Source organism: Micromonospora sp. NPDC048842 (assembly GCF_040649935.1).
Classification (GTDB): Bacteria; Actinomycetota; Actinomycetes; order Mycobacteriales; family Micromonosporaceae; genus Micromonospora; species Micromonospora hortensis.
Genome location: NZ_JBEZGK010000029.1, coordinates 42,064 through 58,485 on the forward strand (window position 1 = coordinate 42,064; position 16,422 = coordinate 58,485).

Sequence of the window (16,422 nt, forward strand, 5' to 3'; positions counted from 1 at the left end):
GCGCTACGGTCCCCCGGTGAGCGCATGGCCGAATCCGACACCACCGGACCGCTGGCGTCCGTACCCGGCACGACAACAGCGCGCCGACTATCAGGTCGCGGACCTGCAGAGCCTGCCGGACGACGACTGCCGGCGCGTCGAACTCGTCGACGGAGCCCTCCAGGTGGTGCCCTTCCCGACCCTCGGTCACCAGGACATCTCAGGCCTGCTCTGGAGGTGGCTGCGAAGCCACGCGCCGGCGGAGATCCGGGCCACCCAGGCCGTCGCGGTCGAGCTCGGTCACGACACCATCCGGCGCCCGGATGTCCTGTTGTGCCGCTCCGACGTACCGTCCGACCGGTCCTCGCTGCTGCCGCAGGATGTCGTGCTCGCCGTGGAGATCGTTTCGCCCGGCACGCGACGGATCGACCGGTTCGCGAAACCGGGCGAGTACGCCGCCGCCGGCATCCCGTTCTTCTGGCGGATCGAGCAGGATCCGGTGCACGTGTACGCGTACCGGATCGGCGACCGGGTGGGGCCGGGCGGTGAGCGGCAGTACGAGCTGGTCGCCGACGGTGCCGAGTTGATCGACCTGACCGAGCCGTTCGAGATCAAGCTGCCGGTCGCCGAGATCACCCCGTAGTCGTTTCGCAGTGGCCGCCCCGGGTAGCCGAGGACCATGGCCGAACAGAGATTCCACGAGGGCGACCATGTCTCCTGGTCGGCCCACGGCAGCCGCGCGTACGGCGTGGTGCGGGGGACGATCACCGAGCGGACACGGATCCGTGGGCGGGCCGTGAACGCGGGCCCCGACGACCCGCAGTACCGGGTCCGCAGTGACGGCACGGGCCGCGACGTGGCCCACCGCCCCGAGGCGCTGCGCCATGAGCAGAGGTGACGACGGCCGGGACACCTACCGGGAGTTCACCGAAGCAGTGAACATGAAGCCCGGTGAGCTGTCCACATGGCTGGAGACCGACGAGTCGAAGCAGGTCGGCTGGCACAAGGGCGGTCGAGCTGGTGGTGGCGAGTCCGTCGGACACGAATCCGGGCGGAAGATCATCAACCTGCTCCGTCGCAAACGGGGTGACCTGTCCGACGGCGACTACAAGCACATGCGCAAGGTCGTCGGCTACGTACGCCGGCACATGGCGCAGCGCCCCTCTGGCAACGTCCGCGACACCAAGTGGCGCTGGTCCCTCATGAACTGGGGCCACGACCCCCTGAAGTAGACGGCGCAGCCCGGCGACCCTTGATCCACCACGCCAACGGCCGCGACCAGGACGACCCGGTCAGGGGTTCCGGGGCGGCCCGACCCACGCAGGGATCAAGCCTGACCGCCCGGAGTGGGTCGGGCTGCCCCGGAACCCCCCACCCGCAACCAAGAAACGATCAGTGATCGGCGCTGTTCCAGTCCCGACCGAGGCCGACCGACACCTCCAGCGGCACCGACAACGGGTACGCCCCGCCCATCTCCCGCCGGACCAGGGCCTCCAACGACTCCCGCTCACCCGGGGCGACCTCGAAGACCAACTCGTCGTGCACCTGCAACAGCATCCGCGAGCGCAGCCCAGCCTCGCGCAGCGCGGTGTCGACGTGCAGCATCGCCACCTTGATGATGTCGGCGGCGGAGCCCTGGATGGGAGCGTTGAGCGCCATCCGCTCCGCGATGTCACGGCGCTGCCGATTGTCACTGACCAGGTCGGGCAGGTAGCGGCGACGGCCGAGGATGGTGGAGGTATAGCCGTCCTGACGGGCCCGGGCTACCACCTGCTGGAGGTAGTCGCGCACCCCACCGAAGCCGGCGAAGTAGTTCTCCATCAGCCCGCGCGCCTCTTCGGTGCTGATGCTGAGCTGTTGGGACAGGCCGAAGGCGCTCAGACCGTACGCCAGGCCGTAGTTCATGGCCTTGATCTTGCGGCGTTGGTCGGGGGTGACCTCGCCGAGCGGCACCCCGAAGACCGACGAGGCGGTGGCGGCGTGGAAGTCGGCGCCGGAGTTGAACGCGTCGATAAGTGCGTCGTCCGAGCTGAGGTGCGCCATGATGCGCATCTCGATCTGGCTGTAGTCGGCCGTGAGCAGGCACTCGTAGCCGTCTCCCACCACGAAGGCCCGCCGGATCCGACGGCCCTCCTCGGTGCGGATCGGGATGTTCTGCAGGTTGGGCTCGGTGGAGGAGAGCCGACCGGTGGCCGCCACGGTCTGGTTGAAGGTGGTGTGGATCCGCCCGTCGTCGGAGACCGACTTCAGCAGCCCGTCGACTGTCGACTTGAGCTTGGCCACGTCCCGGTGACGCAGCAGGTGGGCCAGCACCGCGTGCGGCTGCTGCGCGTAGAGCCACTGCAGGGCGTCGGCGTCGGTGGTGTAACCCGTCTTGATCTTCTTGGTCTTCGGCAGACCCAGCTCGGTGAAGAGGATCTCCTGCAACTGCTTGGGCGAGCCGAGGTTGAACTCCCGCCCCACCGCCTCGTACGCGCCCTGTGCGGCGGCCTTCACCTCGGCGGCGAAGTGGGCCTCCAGCTCGGAGAGGTAGTGGGTGTCGGCGGCGATGCCGGTGCTCTCCATGGTGGCCAGCACCCGCATCAACGGCAGCTCCACGCCGGCCATCAGCCGGGCGGACTGCTCGCCGTCGCGGGACAGCTCGGCGTCGATCGCGTCGGCCAGGTCGAGGGTGGCGCGGGCCTGGAGCATCAGGTTCTGCTCGACCACCCCTTCGTCGCCGAGGCCGTCGAGGGTGAGCTGGCCGGACTCCGGGACGTCGACCCGCAACTCGCGGTGCAGGTAGCGCAACGCCAGGTCGGTCAGGTCGTAGGAGCGCTGGTCGGGGCGGGCCAGGTACGCGGCGATCTGGGTGTCCCGGACGATGCCGGCGAGCTGCCAGCCGTGCGCGGCGCAGGCCAGCACGGCCGGCTTGCTGTCGTGCAGCACCTTGGGACGCTGCTCGTCGGCCAACCAGCTGGCCAGGGCGCCCTCGTCGGTCGGGTCGAGCTGCGCCGGGTCGACCCAGGCCGCCGCGCCGCCGGCGGTGGCCAGCGCGAGACCGGTGATCGAGGCGGTATGCCGGCGGTTGGGACCGGTGTCGAGTTTGACCGCCAACCCGACCGGGGCGCCGGTCGGGACGTGCGTGGTCAGCCACCCGGCGAGCGCGCCGGGCTCGGTGAGCACCTCGCCGGTGAGGTCGAAGCCGGACTCGGCCTCCGGCTCGACCGCCTCCAGGTACTGGTAGAGACGGTCGCGCAGGATGCGGAACTCCAGGGTGTCGAAGACCTGGTGCACCGCCTCCCGGTCCCAGCCTGTCCAGCGGCTGTCCTCCGGGCGTAGCGGCAGCTCCAGGTCGGAGACGAGGCAGTTGATCTCGTAGTTGCGGATCACGTCGGCGAGCCGCTCCCGCAGGCTGTCGCCGGCCTTGCCCTTGATCTCGTCGGCCCGGGCGATCACGCCGTCCACCCCGCCGTACGTGGTGATCCACTTGGCAGCGGTCTTCGGGCCGACGCCCGGGATGCCGGGCAGGTTGTCACTGGTCTCGCCGACCAGCGCGGCGAGGTCCCGGTACTGCTGTGGCGGAACGCCGTACTTCGCCTCGATCGCCGCCGGGTCCATCCGGGCCAGGTCGGAGACGCCCTTACGCGGGTAGAGGACGGTGATCTGATCGTCGACCAGCTGGAACGCGTCGCGGTCACCGCTGCTGATCAGCACCGACATGCCCTGGTCGCGGGCCTGGCAGGCGAGCGTGGCGATGACGTCGTCGGCCTCGAAGCCCTCTTTCTCCACCACCGGGATCTGGAGCGCGGCCAGGACTTCCTTGACCAGGCTGACCTGGCCCTTGAAGTCGGTTGGGGTCTCGCTGCGGCCGGCCTTGTACTCCGCGTACTTGTCGGTGCGGAAGGAGTGGCGGGAGACGTCGAAGGCCACGACGATGTGGGTGGGCTGCTCGTCGCGCAGCACGTTGATCAGCATCGAGGTGAAGCCGTACACCGCGTTGGTCGGCTGCCCCGTCGTGGTGGAGAAGTTTTCCACAGGCAAGGCGAAGAAAGCCCGGTATGCCATGGAATGTCCGTCGACAAGGAGCAGGCGCGGTGTCGTAGCTGTCACGGCAGCGACTCTAGCCCGCCGCTACGACAGGATGAGACACCGGCACGACGCCCGGCGCGGCCGTTCGGGACGGCCGCGCCGGGTGCCGGCTCAGAGCACCTTTGCCAGGAACGCCTTCGTCCGGTCGTGCTGGGGGTTGGCGATCACCTCGCGCGGCGCACCGGACTCCACCACCACGCCGTCGTCCATGAAGACCAGCGAGTCGCCGACCTCCCGGGCGAAGCCGATCTCATGGGTCACCACGATCATCGTCATGCCGTCGCGGGCCAGGTCCTTCATCACGTCGAGCACCTCGCCGACCAGCTCCGGGTCCAGCGCGCTGGTGGGCTCGTCGAAGAGCATCAGCTTCGGCTGCATCGCCAACGCCCTGGCGATGGCCACCCGCTGCTGCTGCCCGCCGGAGAGCTGCGCGGGGTAGTTGCCCAGCTTGTCGCCGAGCCCGACCCGCTGGAGCAGCGCGGCGGCCCGGTCCCGGGCGGCGGCCTTGCGCTCCCGGCCCGACAGCACCGGCGCCTCGGCGACGTTCTGCAGGGCGGTCATGTGCGGAAACAGGTTGAACCGCTGGAACACCATGCCGATCGCGCGGCGCTGGGTGGCGATCTCCTTCTCCCGCATCTCGTGCAGCTTGCCGCCGCGCTCCCGGTAGCCGATCAGGTCGCCGTCCACCCGGATCCGGCCAGCGTTGATCTTCTCCAGATGGTTGATGCAGCGCAGGAACGTCGACTTGCCCGAGCCGGAGGGCCCGAGCAGACAGCAGACCTCGCCGCTGCGGACCTCCAGGTCGATGCCCTTGAGCACCTCCACCGACCCGAACGACTTGTGCACCTGCTCAGCGCGGACCATCACGCCGTCGCCGGCCGTTCCCGCGGCATCCGCCGGTGTCGTCACCTGCTTCATCACCGACCCGCCTCGCTCGCGCTACCGCCGGCCTCCGCGGTGATCCCGCGCAGTCTGATCTTCGCTTGGGCGCTCTTGCCGAACCCCTTGGAGAAGTGCCGCTCCAGGTAGTACTGCCCGACGAGCAGCACGCTGGTCAGCAGCAAGTACCACAGGCAGGCCGCCACGTACATCGGGAAGACCTGGAAGGTTCGGTTACCCACGGCCTTGAGCTGGAAGAACAGCTCGGTGGAGACCGGTACGAAGGCCACCAGCGAGGTGTCCTTGAGCATCGCGATGGTCTCGTTGCCGGTCGGCGGGATGATCACCCGCATCGCCTGCGGCAGCACGATGCGGCGCAGGATCTGGGTACGGCTCAGGCCCAGCGCCTGTGCCGCCTCGGTCTGCCCCTCGTCCACCGACTGGATCCCGGCCCGAACGATCTCGGCCATGTACGCCGCCTCGGAGAGCCCGAGCGCCAGCATGCCGGCGACGAATCCCGTGAGGATCTCCAGCGCGGAGAAGCCGAACAGACGTGCCTCGAAGTCGTCGACGCCGAAGAGCGCGCCGATCTGCCGGTCGAACGGAAGCCCGAACTCGATCCGGGCCCAGAGGATGCCGAGGTTGCCGAAGAGGATCGCCAGCACCAGCCGGGGCACCGCCCGGAAGAACCAGGTGTACGCCCAGGAGACGCCCCGCAAGATCGGGTTCTCCGACAACCGCATGATGGCGACGACAACGCCGAGACTGACGCCGATCACCATCGCGAGCACTGTCAGCGCGAGCGTGCCGCGCAGACCCTCCATGATCGGCGGCCGGAACATCTCGTCGACCATGAACGCCCAGTTGAACGCCTTGTTCGTCACCAGCAGGTGGACGAACATGGCCACCAGCACCCCGATCACGGCGACCGCTACCCAACGCCCGGGATGCCGGACGGGCACGGCCTGGATGGGTTCCGGCCGTGCCCGTTCGGTTGTGTCCGTTTCCGACGACATGCGTCAGCTGGCGGGGTTCAGCGCCGAGGAGGTGATGGCGCCGCCCTCGACGCCCCACTTCTTCAACGCGGTCTGGTACGAGCCGTCAGCGATGACCGCCTGGACGGCCTCCTTGAGCACCTCGGCGAAGGCGGTCTGGTCCTTCTTGACGGCGTAGCCGTACGGGGCGGACTCGTAGATCTCGCCGACCAGCTCCAGTGAGCCGTTGCTCTGCTTCACCGCGTACGCCCCGACCGGCGAGTCGGCCAGCATGGCGTCGTTCTTGCCGCTGAACACGGCGGCGGTGGCGTCGCTCTGCGCCTGGTACTGGTCGATGGTGATCGCCGGCTTGCCGCCGGTGGTGCACTTCTTCGACCGGGCGGTGATGTCGTCGAGCTGCACGGTGCCGGTCTGCACGGCGATCTTCTTGCCGCAGGCGTTCTCAGTGTCGATCTTGGCCGCGTTGCCGGCCTTGGTCACCCACTGGGTGCCAGCGGAGAAGTAGCTCACCATGTTGACGCTCTTGAGCCGCTCGGCGTTGATCGTGAACGACGACACGCCGATCTCGTACTTGGCGGAGTCGACACCGGGCAGGATCGCGTCGAAGGGCGCCGACTCGTACTCGGCCTTGAGACCGAGCTTCTGCGCCACCGCGTTGAACAGCTCGACGTCGAACCCGACCACCGTCTTGCCGTCCTGGTCCAGGAACTCCGCCGGGGCGTACGTCGAGTCGGTGCCGACCTTGATCACACCGTCGGACTTGATGGCGTCGGGCACCTTCCCGGCCAGCGCCGAGTCGGCCGCCGCCGTGACGGTCGGACCGGCACCGGGCGAGCCGCTGTTTTCCTTCTCCCCACACGCCGTCAGCGAGAGGGCGATCAGCGCCGCACTGGCGGCACCGAGCGCCGCCCGGCGGGCACCGTTGGTAATGAACATGTCTCTGCACTCCTTGCGTGAGGGGTGTGACGGCCGCTCAGGCCACGCCGAGGTATGCCTCTTTGACCGCCGGGTCGTGCAGCAGCTCGGCGCCGGTTCCGGTCTTGACGATCTTGCCGGTCTCGAGCACGTACGCCCGGTGTGCTCGGGCCAGCGCCTGCTGCGCGTTCTGCTCCACCAGCAGGACTGTGGTGCCCTGCTCGTTGATCTCCTTGATGATGTCGAAGATCTGTTGGATCAGCATCGGCGCCAACCCCATCGAGGGCTCGTCGAGCAACAGCAGCTTGGGCCGGCTCATCAACGCCCTACCGACCGCCAGCATCTGCTGCTCGCCGCCGGAAAGGGTACCTCCGGCCTGCTTACGTCGCTCCGCGAGCCTGGGGAAGAGGTCGAGCACCCGGGCCAGGTCCTCGGCGATTCCGGCACGGTCGCGCCGGGTGTACGCCCCCATGTCCAGATTCTCGAGCACCGACATGCCGGGGAAGATCCCCCGGCCCTCGGGCGCCTGGCAGAGCCCCCGCCGGACCCGCAGGTCCGCCCGGAGCTTGGAGATGTCCTCGCCCTCGAAGCGGATGCTGCCGGTGGCGATCGGCCGAATGCCGGAGATCGCCCGCATGGTGGTCGACTTCCCGGCGCCGTTGGCGCCGATCAGCGCGACGATCTCACCCTCGGCCACGGTCAGGCTGATGCCGTGCAACGCCTGGATCCGCCCGTAGAGCAGGCTCACATCCTCGATCTCAAGCAACATCGTCCGGCACCCCCAGGTACGCCGCGACCACCTTCGGGTTGTCCCGCACCTCGGCGGGCAGCCCTTCGGCGATCTTCTTTCCGAACTCCAGCACGACGATCCGGTCAGTGACGCCCATGACCAGGCGCATGTCGTGCTCGATCAGCAGCACTGTCACGCCGGTGTCCCGGACCTGCCGGATGAGCTGGAGCAGCTCCTCCTTCTCCGCCGGGTTGAAGCCGGCGGCCGGCTCGTCCAGGCAGAGCAGCACCGGATCGGTGGCCAGCGCCCGGGCGATCTCCAACCGCCGCTGCTCCCCGTAGGAGAGGTTGCGGGCGAACTCGTGCAGCCGGTGCCGGATGCCGACGAACTCCAGCAGCCGCTCGGCCTTCTCCCGTCCCTCACGCTCCTCGCGCCGGTGCCGAGGCAACCGGAACAGAGCGGAGAGCACGCTGGTCTTGTGGTGCGCGTCCGCGCCGACCTGGACGTTCTCCAGGGCGGTCATCTCCGGGAACAGGCGGATGTTCTGGAACGTCCGGGCCATACCCATCTGGGTGATCTGGTGGCGCTTCTTCCCACTGATCTTGCCGCCACGGAACCGGATCTCACCCTTGGTGGGCTGGTAAATGCCGGTCATCGCGTTGAAGCAGGTGGTCTTGCCAGCGCCGTTCGGGCCGATCAGCCCGAGGATCTCCCCCTTGTAGAGGGTGAAGTTGACGTTGTCGAGCGCGACCACGCCGCCGAAGCGCAGCGTGACGTTGTCGACCTCCAGCAGCGGCTCCCGAGTGGGGACCGCCTCCATCGCCGGCGCGCCGGCCTGCGCCGGAACAGCCGGCGTCTGATCGGTGTCACTCACCGACGATCACCTCCTTGCGACGGTCTTTGAACTCCGCCGCCCGTCGTCGGTTCGGAATCAGGCCCTCCGGCCGGAAGATCATCATCACCACGAGGACCAGACCGAAGATCAGGAACCGGTACTCGTACAGCTCCACGCCGAACAGCTCGATGCCGCGGAACCGCTCGATCATGTACGCCACCAGGCCACCACCGACGATCGCGCCGACGATGTTGCCCGAACCACCGAAGATCACCGCCGCCAGGATGATGATCGAGTTGAGCAGCTCGAAGTTCTGCGAGTTGACGAAGTTCTGCTTACCCGCGAACAGCGCGCCGGCCAGACCGGCGATCGCGGCACCCGAGGCGAACGCCCAGAGCTTGAACTTGAACGTCGGCACACCCATCAGCTGCGCGGCGTCCTCGTCCTCCCGGATCGAGATCCAGGCCCGACCGACCCGACTGTGCGTCAGGTTCCGCACACCGATCACCACCAGGATGATCAGCGTGAGCACCAGCCAGTAGTACGGCCGGGCGTCCAGCACGCCGAAGAACGGCTTGCCGTCGGCGTACTTGCCGGGCGGGTGCGGGATCTGGTTGAAACCCCGCTGACCCTTGAGGAACTCCGAGCTGACCGCGGCGATCCGGATCATCTCGGCGAAGCCGAGCGTCACGATCGCCAGGTAGTCACCACGCAGACGCAGCGTCGGCGTACCGAGCATCACACCCGAGAGCATGGTCAGCCCGATCGCCAGCGGCACCACGAGCAGCCACGGCCAGAGCGTCTTCAGGTTGCTGCTCGGCGAGGTCAGCACCGCGACCGTGTACGCCCCGACGGCGAAGAAGCCGAAGTAGCCCAGGTCGAGCAGGCCGGCGAAACCGACAACGATGTTCAACCCGACGGCCAGCAGCACGTAGATCGAGACGGTGAACAGCACCTGCGTGAAGTTCGCACCAGGGGTCGGGATCGGCCCGAGATACTGGTAGAACTCCCTGTTCGGCAGCGCGTAGAAGAACGCGATCACCGCGACCAGCAACGCCCAACGCACCCAGCGTGGCGCGCCGCGCCACCGTTCTCCGGCCGCCTCGCGGCCAGAGCGCACCCTCTCCAGGACGGTCGTCATGCCCGTGCCCTCCCCAGCGATTCGCCCAGCAGACCCGTCGGCCGGAACATCAGCAGCACCACCAACACCGCGAAGGCGGCGAAGTCCTTCCACTGACTGCCGAACAGACCAGCGGCGTAGTTCTCCACCACGCCCAGCAGCAGGCCACCGATCAGCGCGCCGCGCAGGTTGCCGATACCACCCAGCACCGCGGCGGTGAAGGCCTTGAGCCCCAGCAGGAAGCCGACGCTGTAGGTCAGGGTCTGGATCCGCACGTCGTAGAGCAGACCGGCCACGCCGGCCATCGCACCACCGGTGATGAAGACCATCAGGATGATCCGGTCCTTGTTCACGCCCATCAGCGCGGCGGTGTTGGCGTCCTGGGCCACGGCCCGGATGCCCCGGCCGGTACGGCTGCGGTTGATGAAGAGGTCCAGCAGGACCATCATCAGCAGCGCCGCGCCAATCGTCAGCAGCTGGATCGAGTCGATCGGCACGCCGAAGAGGTGGAACAGCGGTTTGCTGCTCACCAGACTGGGCGCGCCCTCCGGCAGTCGGCGGGTCCAGATGCCGAAGGCCTCGGAGATCGCGATCGAGGCACCGATCGCGGTGATCAGGAAGGCCAGCGGCGGAGCGTTGCGCTTACGCAACGGCCGGTACGCCACCCGCTCGATCACCGTCGCGGTGCCCGCCGAGGCGATGGCGGCGACGATCATCGCCACCAGCAGGTAGAACAGGATCGATCCAATTCCGCTGACCTGCGAGTTCTGGTCGAGTCCAAAGCCGTTCCAGGTCCAGATCGCCGCGAACGCGCCGGCGATGAAGACCTCTGAGTGAGCGAAGTTGATGAGTCTCAGCACGCCGTAGACCAGCGTGTAGCCGAGCGCGACCAGGGCGTAGATCGCGCCCTGGGTCAGGCCGGTCGTGGTGAGTTCCCCGAAGTTGGAGAACAGTCCATTGAAGTCCAAGGGAGGGACGCTCCATCACGTCTGGAGAGAAAATTGGGGTGCGGCCGGGAGCGAGCAGCTCCCGGCCGCACCCGCGATCACAACTCAATCGCCGAAGCAGCGACCAACATCAGGACTTCGGAATCTCCTGGTCCGGGACAACCTTGCCGCCGGTGACCTTGAAGGCCCAGACCTTGACCTGAGCCGGGTCCAGCTCGCCGGTCTCGGTGAACTTGTAGCTCGCCGCGACACCCTCGCCGCTGTAGCCCTTCACGAACTCCAGCAGGCCCTCACGGGTGGTCTTGCCAGCCTTGATACCGGCCAGCAGGATGTTCGCCGCGTCGTAGGCGGTGTCGCTGTAGGTGCCCGGGTCGGTGCCGTTGAGCGCCTTGAACTCCTGCACGAAGGTGCCACGGGCCTCAGCGGCCGGCTGGCACGGGCAGGTGAGGATGGTGCCCTCGGCCGCCGCCTGACCAGCGGAGGTGATGTACGCACCGTCGTTGACGCCGTCGCCGGCGACCAGCGGCGCGGTGACCCCGGCAGCGGTGAGCTGCTTACGGATCAGGCCGGCCTCCTGGTAGTAACCGCCGTAGAAGATCGCCTTCACGTTGGCGGCCTTGACCTTGGTGACCACGCCGGAGAACTCGGTCTGCTTGCCCTCGCCCTGGACCTTGTCCGAGCCGACAACCGCCGGGCCGAGCAGCTTCTTGACCTCGTCGGCCAGGCCGGCGCCGTACGCGGACTGGTCGTCGATGACGTAGACCTTGTCGGCCTTCATCACGTTCTTCATGTAGTTGCCGGCCGCCGGGCCCTGGCTGAAGTCGTTGCCGACCGCGCGGAAGAAGGTCTTCCACTTCTGGTCGGCCAGGCTCGGCCGGGTCGCGGACGGGGTGATGGTCACCAGGCCGGCCTCGTTGAACAGCGGGCCGGCGGCCTCGGACTCACCCGAGTAGGCCGGGCCGACGACGCCAAGGATCTTGGTGTCGTCGATCGCCTTCTGCGCCAGACCAGGCGCCTGGTCGGGGCTGCCCTGCGAGTCCAGGGAGGCCAGCTCGACCTTGCAGTCGGCGTTTTCCTTGTTGTACTTGTCGACGGCGAGCTTGACACCGTTGTTCTCGTTGATGCCGAGCGCGGCCGAGCTGCCGGTCAGCGCGCCGAAGAATGCGATCTTGCTGCCGCAGGCGTCACCGCCCCCGCCTGCCGCATCGTCGCCACTGGAGCATGCGGTTCCGCCGGCGACGAGCGCCACCATGGCGACCCCACCGATAACGCGCGCGAGCTTTTGCCTCAAGGCCCGAACCCTCCTCGTCCCATGGTCCGAACCACCCGCTGGCTATTGGCCCTTGCGGGGGCGGACGAACCAGACCGTCGTCGCCGGTCTGGGGCCGGACGTTATCCCACCGTGGAGCTGTGACGTAAGCCCCAAGCGAGCGGGTTGACCGAACCGTTACACGCCGTGGCGGATTGGAAACGATCCCTGTAAGAACCTTCGGTCGTGAAGCCTTTTCACCTTTGTTTCGTCGGCACCGGCCAGCGGGCTTCCGTCAGCTACCGATCGAGGTCTGAAACCCCCGCCCACCAGGCACGCGACGTTTTCCCATCGTCCGCCACCAGCAACAGTCGATCTCCCGTCGAGGTCACCGCGACAGCAGTGTCTCCGCTGTCCGGTACCGGCCGCGGCAAGATCATCGGCCGCCATGACTCGCCCACATCGACCGAGAGCCACAGTGTGTGACGGTCCCCGCCCCTCGTCACCGCCACCAATCTCTGCCCGACGGCCACCAGCCCCGCCGCCGACGCCACACCCGGTCCGGCCGCCCCGAATCCGCCCGCCCGCCGCCAACCCTGCGCCGTCAGCCGCCAACTGCCGAACCCAGCCCGCACCGGCCCCACCGCCACCGGCACGTCGCCAACCACCGCCACCCGTTGCGCCTGCCCCCGCCCGTCCACCACCGGCAGGGCAGCCCGCCGCCAGCTCCGGCCGTCAGTCGAGGACCAGGCCAGCGGCACCAGCGCGGTACCCCCGGGCGGCAACAGCGCACCCACCACCAACCAACCCGACGGCACGGCGACCACGTCGTACGCCGCCGTCCGCCCCCGCTCATCACCGGCCAACTCTGGTGCGCCCTCCACCAGCGCGAACCCGGCCCCATCCGGGGAGATCCACACCGCCGCACCGTCGATCCGACTACCAGCGATCAACCAGCCCTGCGGCCCCGCCGCCAGCCGGGCCACATTGACCGCGCGCGGCCCCCCGTACCGCTCGAAAGGCGCGTCCACCTCGTGCAGCGTGCCGTCCGACGCCTGCCTCCAGGTGCCAGTACGGGGATTGCCGTGCGCGCCCCCACTCTTCGCCCCGACCGCCACCAGCCGCCCATCCCGGCAGGCCGCCGCGGAGAGCACATGCTGCCGGCCGTAGAACGTCACCGGCGCCGTCGGCAGCGGCACCCAGGAACTGGCGTCCGGGCTGCTCCAGGCGGCCGGGCGGGTCTCCCCGGCCAGATCGACCACGCCGCCGACCACGTACCACCGGTCGGCACAGGCGGTGGCGTCACGCAGCACCGATCGACCCGGCACACCCGGCGTGTCCGGCAGAACCACCGACTGCCAGGCCGGCCGGACCGGTAGCGGCCCCGCACAGTCGGAACAGGCCGAGGACCCACAGGCGGCCACCAGCACGGCGAGAACGCCGAGCACCGCCCCCATCCGCCTCGACACGGGTCGATGCCGATCAGGGTGCCGGCAGAGTCACCTCGCCGCCGGCGGTCTCCGCGAGGATCCGCTCGGCAACCTCTTTCATTGTCATCCGGTGGTCCATCGCCGTGCGCTGGATCCACTTGAACGCCTGCGGCTCGGTCATCCCGTACGTGGTCATCAGCGCGCCCTTGGCGCGCTCCACCGACTTACGGATCTCCAGGCGGTCCGTCAGGCTCGCGACCTCCGCCTCCAGGGCCGCGACCTCCGAGTACCGCGACAGCGCGATCTCCACCGCCGGGACCAGGTCGCTCTTCTGGAAAGGCTTCACCAGGTACGCCATCGCGCCGGCCGCCCGCGCCCGCTCCACCAGATCACGCTGGCTGAACGCGGTCAGAATGATCACCGGGGCGATCCGGGCACCGGCGATGCGCTCGGCGGCGGCCAACCCATCCATGATCGGCATCTTGATGTCGAGGATGACGAGGTCGGGCTTCAGCTCCTCGGCGAGGCGTACGGCTGTCTCGCCGTCACCGGCCTCCCCCACCACCTCGTAACCCTCTTCGACCAGCATCTCGGCGAGGTCCAGCCGGATCAGCGCCTCGTCCTCGGCGATCAGTACGCGCCTACGCTCGGCATCCGTCGGCATCTCAGCCACCAGCCCTACCCCCACCAGTCATAAGCCGACACCAACCCGACCGGGTGTCGCCGCCCTCAGCGTAGTAGGTAACCTATGGGAGGCCACCAGAGCATTCGGCCAAGCGTCCCCGTATTCCAACCGGCAGAGAAGCGGAGCTCAAACCTCCGACAGTGTGGGTTCGAATCCCACCGGGGGCACCAAAATTGTCGTACGGCTGTTCCAAAATCGTGCTGTGCACCCACCTGAACTGCGCCTACGAGCACGGCGTCAGCACCTCGCCGGCAGCACGGTCGCTGAGGTCGCCCGAGGACTGAGACTTCCCTATCCAACCGTTCGCGGCTGGTGCAGGGGGCCGGCTGAGCCACAACAGCAAGGCACCGAGTCCCGCTGCTTCCGCTGCCGACCGAACGTCAACATTCAGACAGATCCGTCGTCATACCTGTACCTACTTGGCCTCTACCTGGGCGACGGTCATCTCGTCACGTCCACCCGGGTCCCGGTGCTTCGCATCGCCTGCAGCGATAGCTGGCCAGGCCTGATCGAGGCCTGTGACGCCGCTATGCGAGCAGTGCTCGCCGCGAGGGTGCAGCGCGTCCAGCAGGTCGGCTGCGTCAGCGTGCAGAGTTCCGGCAAGCACTGGCCCTGCCTGCTCCCTCAGCATGGCCCTGGCAAAAAACACGAACGCCCGATCATCTTGGCCAACTGGCAACGCGAACTCGTGACGGCACACCCGGGCGACTTCCTGCGTGGACTGTTCCACTCCGACGGCTGCCGGTTCGCCAACCGGGTGACGGTGCGCGGCAAGGCGTACGTCTACCCGCGCTACATGTTCGTCAACGAGTCGGCCGACATCATGCGGCTCTGCCAGTGGAGCCTCGACCTGCTCGGCGTCGCCTGGCGGATGAACCGACGCAACTCGCTGTCGGTGGCGCGACGCGACGCCGTCGCCACACTGGACCGGCACGTCGGCCCCAAGTCCTGACCTGGCGCTCAGGCACGGGCCATGGCTGGCGCGCCGATGAAGTCCATGATCGCCTTGTTGACCTCGTCGGCGTGCGTCCACGGGATGCCGTGCGGGGCGCCCTTGAGGGTGATGAGCTTGCCGTTGGGCAGCATCGGTGCGAGCCGCTGGCCGGTGACCGGGTAGGGCAGCACCGCGTCTTGGTCGCCCTGGACGATGAGAATCGGCACGTCGATGCGGGGCACGTCGGCCCGGAAGTCGGTGGCGATGGCGTCGATGCACTGGTACATGGCACTGGCGGAGGCGAGCCGCCCGATGGCCCAGTGCGCCTGGAACGCTTCCTCGCTGACCTGTTTGCCCTTGGTCTTGTCGTAGTTGAAGAAGCTGGTGCAGAAGGCGGCGAGGTAGGCGAACCGGTCTGCCGCGACGGCCTGCTTGAAGCCGTCGAAGACGCTTCCGTCGACCCCCTCGGGGTTGTCCGAGGTCTTGCGCAGGAACGGCGCCAGTGGGCTGAGCAGTACGCCTTCGCTGACCCGCTCGGAGCCATACCTGCTGAGGTAGCGGGTCACCTCACCGGTGCCCATGGAGTGACCGGCGAGGATGGTGTCGCGCAGGTCCAACTCCGTCATGAGGGTGTCGAGGTCCGCGGCCAGGGTGTCGTAGTCGTACCCGGTGTCCGGTTGGCTGGAGGCGCCGAAGCCACGGCGATCGTAGGTGATCACCCGGTAGCCGGCGTTCAGCAGTGGGTTGGTCAGCTTCTCCATGGTGGCGCCGTTGAACGGGAAGCCGTGGATGAGCACGACCGGCTGGCCGGAGCCGTGGTCCTCGTAGTAGATGTCGATGGCGGTGCTGTTCTCGGTGCCCACGGTGATGAACGGCACGTTCGTCCCCCTGCCGGTGTGGTGGATTCGGTCGGCGGGGCTTTCCCCAGCCGTCGCCGGTCATGCCGATCGTGGGAGCCTGCGAGGACGTGAGCGGCGAGGTCGACGACAGGGGTGCGATCTGATGCGGGTGGTTGTCTTCGGCGCGACCGGGATGGTCGGTCAGGGCGTGTTGCGCGAGTGCCTGCTGGCCGATGACGTGCGGGAGGTGCTGACTGTCGGTCGGCGGCCGACTGGTGTGCGGGATCCGAAGCTGCGGGAGCTGGCGGTCGCGGACGTGGGCGAGTTGGGCGCGGTGCGGGCCGAGTTGACCGGTGTGGACGCGTGTTTCTACTGCCTGGGGGTGTCCTCATTGGGTTTGGATGAGGCCGCGTACACGCGGGTCAGCTACGACTACCCGTTGGCGGCGGCACGGTTGTTCGCGCAGGTGAGCCCACCTGTCACATTCGTCTACGTCTCGGGTCAGGGGACCGATTCGTCGGGTCGGGGTCGGGTGATGTGGGCGCGGGTCAAGGGGCGTGCCGAGAACGCGATCATGGATCTGCTGCCCAACGGTTACGCGGCGCGGCCGGGGTTCATCCAGCCGACGTACGGGGCGGTGTCGAAGACGCGGTGGTACCGGTTCGGGTACGCGGTCACCCGTCCGCTGTTTCCGGTGTTGCGTCGGTTGCTGCCGAATCAGGTCACCACTACAGACGGGATCGGTCGGGCGATGTTGCGGGTGGCTCGGCAGGGTTCGCCGGTGCGGGTGTTGGGCAACCGCGAGTTGCGCTGA

17 protein-coding genes and 1 tRNA gene are annotated in these 16,422 nt (G+C 68.2%); 6 read left to right on the forward strand and 12 right to left on the reverse strand.

What is annotated here, in order from left to right:
* Positions 1–16 precede the first annotated feature (16 nt).
* The 3 genes from AB0C19_RS28860 to AB0C19_RS28870 are packed head-to-tail and all read left to right on the forward strand — an operon-like array spanning position 17 to position 1,211.
* A complete protein-coding gene (locus AB0C19_RS28860) occupies positions 17–622 on the forward strand; it encodes a Uma2 family endonuclease (RefSeq protein ID WP_357190365.1) in 606 nt (201 codons plus the stop codon).
* 36 nt (positions 623–658) lie between these two features.
* Positions 659–877, forward strand: a complete 219-nt coding sequence (locus AB0C19_RS28865; RefSeq protein WP_357190367.1) for a DUF2945 domain-containing protein — start codon at positions 659–661, stop codon at positions 875–877.
* Positions 864–1,211 (forward strand): DUF3140 domain-containing protein, encoded by a 348-nt coding sequence (locus tag AB0C19_RS28870; RefSeq protein ID WP_112602944.1) that lies wholly within the window; start codon positions 864–866, stop codon positions 1,209–1,211. The genes AB0C19_RS28865 and AB0C19_RS28870 overlap by 14 nt, the downstream gene beginning before the upstream one ends.
* 160 nt (positions 1,212–1,371) lie before the next feature.
* On the opposite strand, the gene polA is transcribed toward AB0C19_RS28870, so the two are convergent.
* The 11 genes from polA to AB0C19_RS28925 form a co-directional block, all read right to left on the reverse strand.
* Positions 1,372–4,071: a DNA polymerase I gene (polA, locus tag AB0C19_RS28875; protein ID WP_357190369.1), complete on the reverse strand. Its 2,700-nt coding sequence runs from the start codon at positions 4,069–4,071 to the stop codon at positions 1,372–1,374.
* Positions 4,072–4,161: 90 nt separating this feature from the next.
* Positions 4,162–4,968, reverse strand: a complete 807-nt coding sequence (locus AB0C19_RS28880; protein ID WP_357190371.1) for an amino acid ABC transporter ATP-binding protein — start codon at positions 4,966–4,968, stop codon at positions 4,162–4,164.
* Positions 4,968–5,945 carry an amino acid ABC transporter permease gene (locus tag AB0C19_RS28885; RefSeq protein WP_112582677.1) on the reverse strand — a complete coding sequence of 326 codons (978 nt, stop codon included), beginning with the start codon at positions 5,943–5,945 and terminating at the stop codon, positions 4,968–4,970. Before AB0C19_RS28885 ends, AB0C19_RS28880 begins: the two co-directional genes overlap by 1 nt.
* Before the next feature lie 3 nt (positions 5,946–5,948).
* A complete protein-coding gene (locus AB0C19_RS28890) occupies positions 5,949–6,860 on the reverse strand; it encodes an ABC transporter substrate-binding protein (RefSeq protein ID WP_357190374.1) in 912 nt (303 codons plus the stop codon).
* Positions 6,861–6,897: 37 nt separating this feature from the next.
* A complete protein-coding gene (locus AB0C19_RS28895) occupies positions 6,898–7,608 on the reverse strand; it encodes an ABC transporter ATP-binding protein (protein ID WP_124853574.1) in 711 nt (236 codons plus the stop codon).
* On the reverse strand, positions 7,598–8,389 hold the full coding sequence (locus AB0C19_RS28900) for an ABC transporter ATP-binding protein (protein WP_357190430.1): 792 nt from the start codon (positions 8,387–8,389) through the stop codon (positions 7,598–7,600). The genes AB0C19_RS28895 and AB0C19_RS28900 overlap by 11 nt, the downstream gene beginning before the upstream one ends.
* Before the next feature lie 46 nt (positions 8,390–8,435).
* Positions 8,436–9,545: a branched-chain amino acid ABC transporter permease gene (locus tag AB0C19_RS28905; RefSeq protein WP_091407909.1), complete on the reverse strand. Its 1,110-nt coding sequence runs from the start codon at positions 9,543–9,545 to the stop codon at positions 8,436–8,438.
* Positions 9,542–10,492: a branched-chain amino acid ABC transporter permease gene (locus AB0C19_RS28910; protein WP_124815745.1), complete on the reverse strand. Its 951-nt coding sequence runs from the start codon at positions 10,490–10,492 to the stop codon at positions 9,542–9,544. Before AB0C19_RS28910 ends, AB0C19_RS28905 begins: the two co-directional genes overlap by 4 nt.
* A gap of 109 nt (positions 10,493–10,601) precedes the next feature.
* Positions 10,602–11,762, reverse strand: coding sequence for a branched-chain amino acid ABC transporter substrate-binding protein (locus tag AB0C19_RS28915; protein ID WP_238686058.1), 1,161 nt, complete (start codon positions 11,760–11,762; stop codon positions 10,602–10,604).
* A 257-nt stretch (positions 11,763–12,019) separates the two neighbouring features.
* Positions 12,020–13,189: a hypothetical protein gene (locus tag AB0C19_RS28920; protein ID WP_357190378.1), complete on the reverse strand. Its 1,170-nt coding sequence runs from the start codon at positions 13,187–13,189 to the stop codon at positions 12,020–12,022.
* Between the two features lie 13 nt (positions 13,190–13,202).
* Positions 13,203–13,823 (reverse strand): response regulator, encoded by a 621-nt coding sequence (locus AB0C19_RS28925; RefSeq protein WP_112582684.1) that lies wholly within the window; start codon positions 13,821–13,823, stop codon positions 13,203–13,205.
* Between the two features lie 105 nt (positions 13,824–13,928).
* On the opposite strand from AB0C19_RS28925, the gene AB0C19_RS28930 reads away from it, so the two are divergent.
* Positions 13,929–14,005: transfer RNA gene (locus AB0C19_RS28930), tRNA-Leu, on the forward strand.
* Between the two features lie 518 nt (positions 14,006–14,523).
* A complete protein-coding gene (locus AB0C19_RS28935; protein WP_266304925.1) occupies positions 14,524–14,787 on the forward strand; it encodes a hypothetical protein in 264 nt (87 codons plus the stop codon).
* Between the two features lie 8 nt (positions 14,788–14,795).
* Here the strand turns inward: AB0C19_RS28935 and AB0C19_RS28940 are convergent, their stop codons facing one another.
* Entirely contained in the window at positions 14,796–15,647 is an 852-nt protein-coding gene (locus AB0C19_RS28940; RefSeq protein WP_357190381.1) for an alpha/beta hydrolase, read from the reverse strand.
* A gap of 124 nt (positions 15,648–15,771) precedes the next feature.
* On the opposite strand from AB0C19_RS28940, the gene AB0C19_RS28945 reads away from it, so the two are divergent.
* Positions 15,772–16,422, forward strand: coding sequence for an epimerase (locus AB0C19_RS28945; RefSeq protein ID WP_357190384.1), 651 nt, complete (start codon positions 15,772–15,774; stop codon positions 16,420–16,422).

Coding starts and splice junctions, on each gene's coding strand:
- AB0C19_RS28865 (WP_357190367.1), top strand. CDS start 659: ATGGCCGAACAGAGATTCCACGAGGGCGACCATGTCTCCTGGTCGGCC.
- AB0C19_RS28870 (WP_112602944.1), top strand. CDS start 864: ATGAGCAGAGGTGACGACGGCCGGGACACCTACCGGGAGTTCACCGAA.
- AB0C19_RS28880 (WP_357190371.1), bottom strand. CDS start 4,968: ATGAAGCAGGTGACGACACCGGCGGATGCCGCGGGAACGGCCGGCGAC.
- AB0C19_RS28885 (WP_112582677.1), bottom strand. CDS start 5,945: ATGTCGTCGGAAACGGACACAACCGAACGGGCACGGCCGGAACCCATC.
- AB0C19_RS28890 (WP_357190374.1), bottom strand. CDS start 6,860: ATGTTCATTACCAACGGTGCCCGCCGGGCGGCGCTCGGTGCCGCCAGT.
- AB0C19_RS28895 (WP_124853574.1), bottom strand. CDS start 7,608: ATGTTGCTTGAGATCGAGGATGTGAGCCTGCTCTACGGGCGGATCCAG.
- AB0C19_RS28900 (WP_357190430.1), bottom strand. CDS start 8,389: ATGGAGGCGGTCCCCACTCGGGAGCCGCTGCTGGAGGTCGACAACGTC.
- AB0C19_RS28905 (WP_091407909.1), bottom strand. CDS start 9,545: ATGACGACCGTCCTGGAGAGGGTGCGCTCTGGCCGCGAGGCGGCCGGA.
- AB0C19_RS28945 (WP_357190384.1), top strand. CDS start 15,772: ATGCGGGTGGTTGTCTTCGGCGCGACCGGGATGGTCGGTCAGGGCGTG.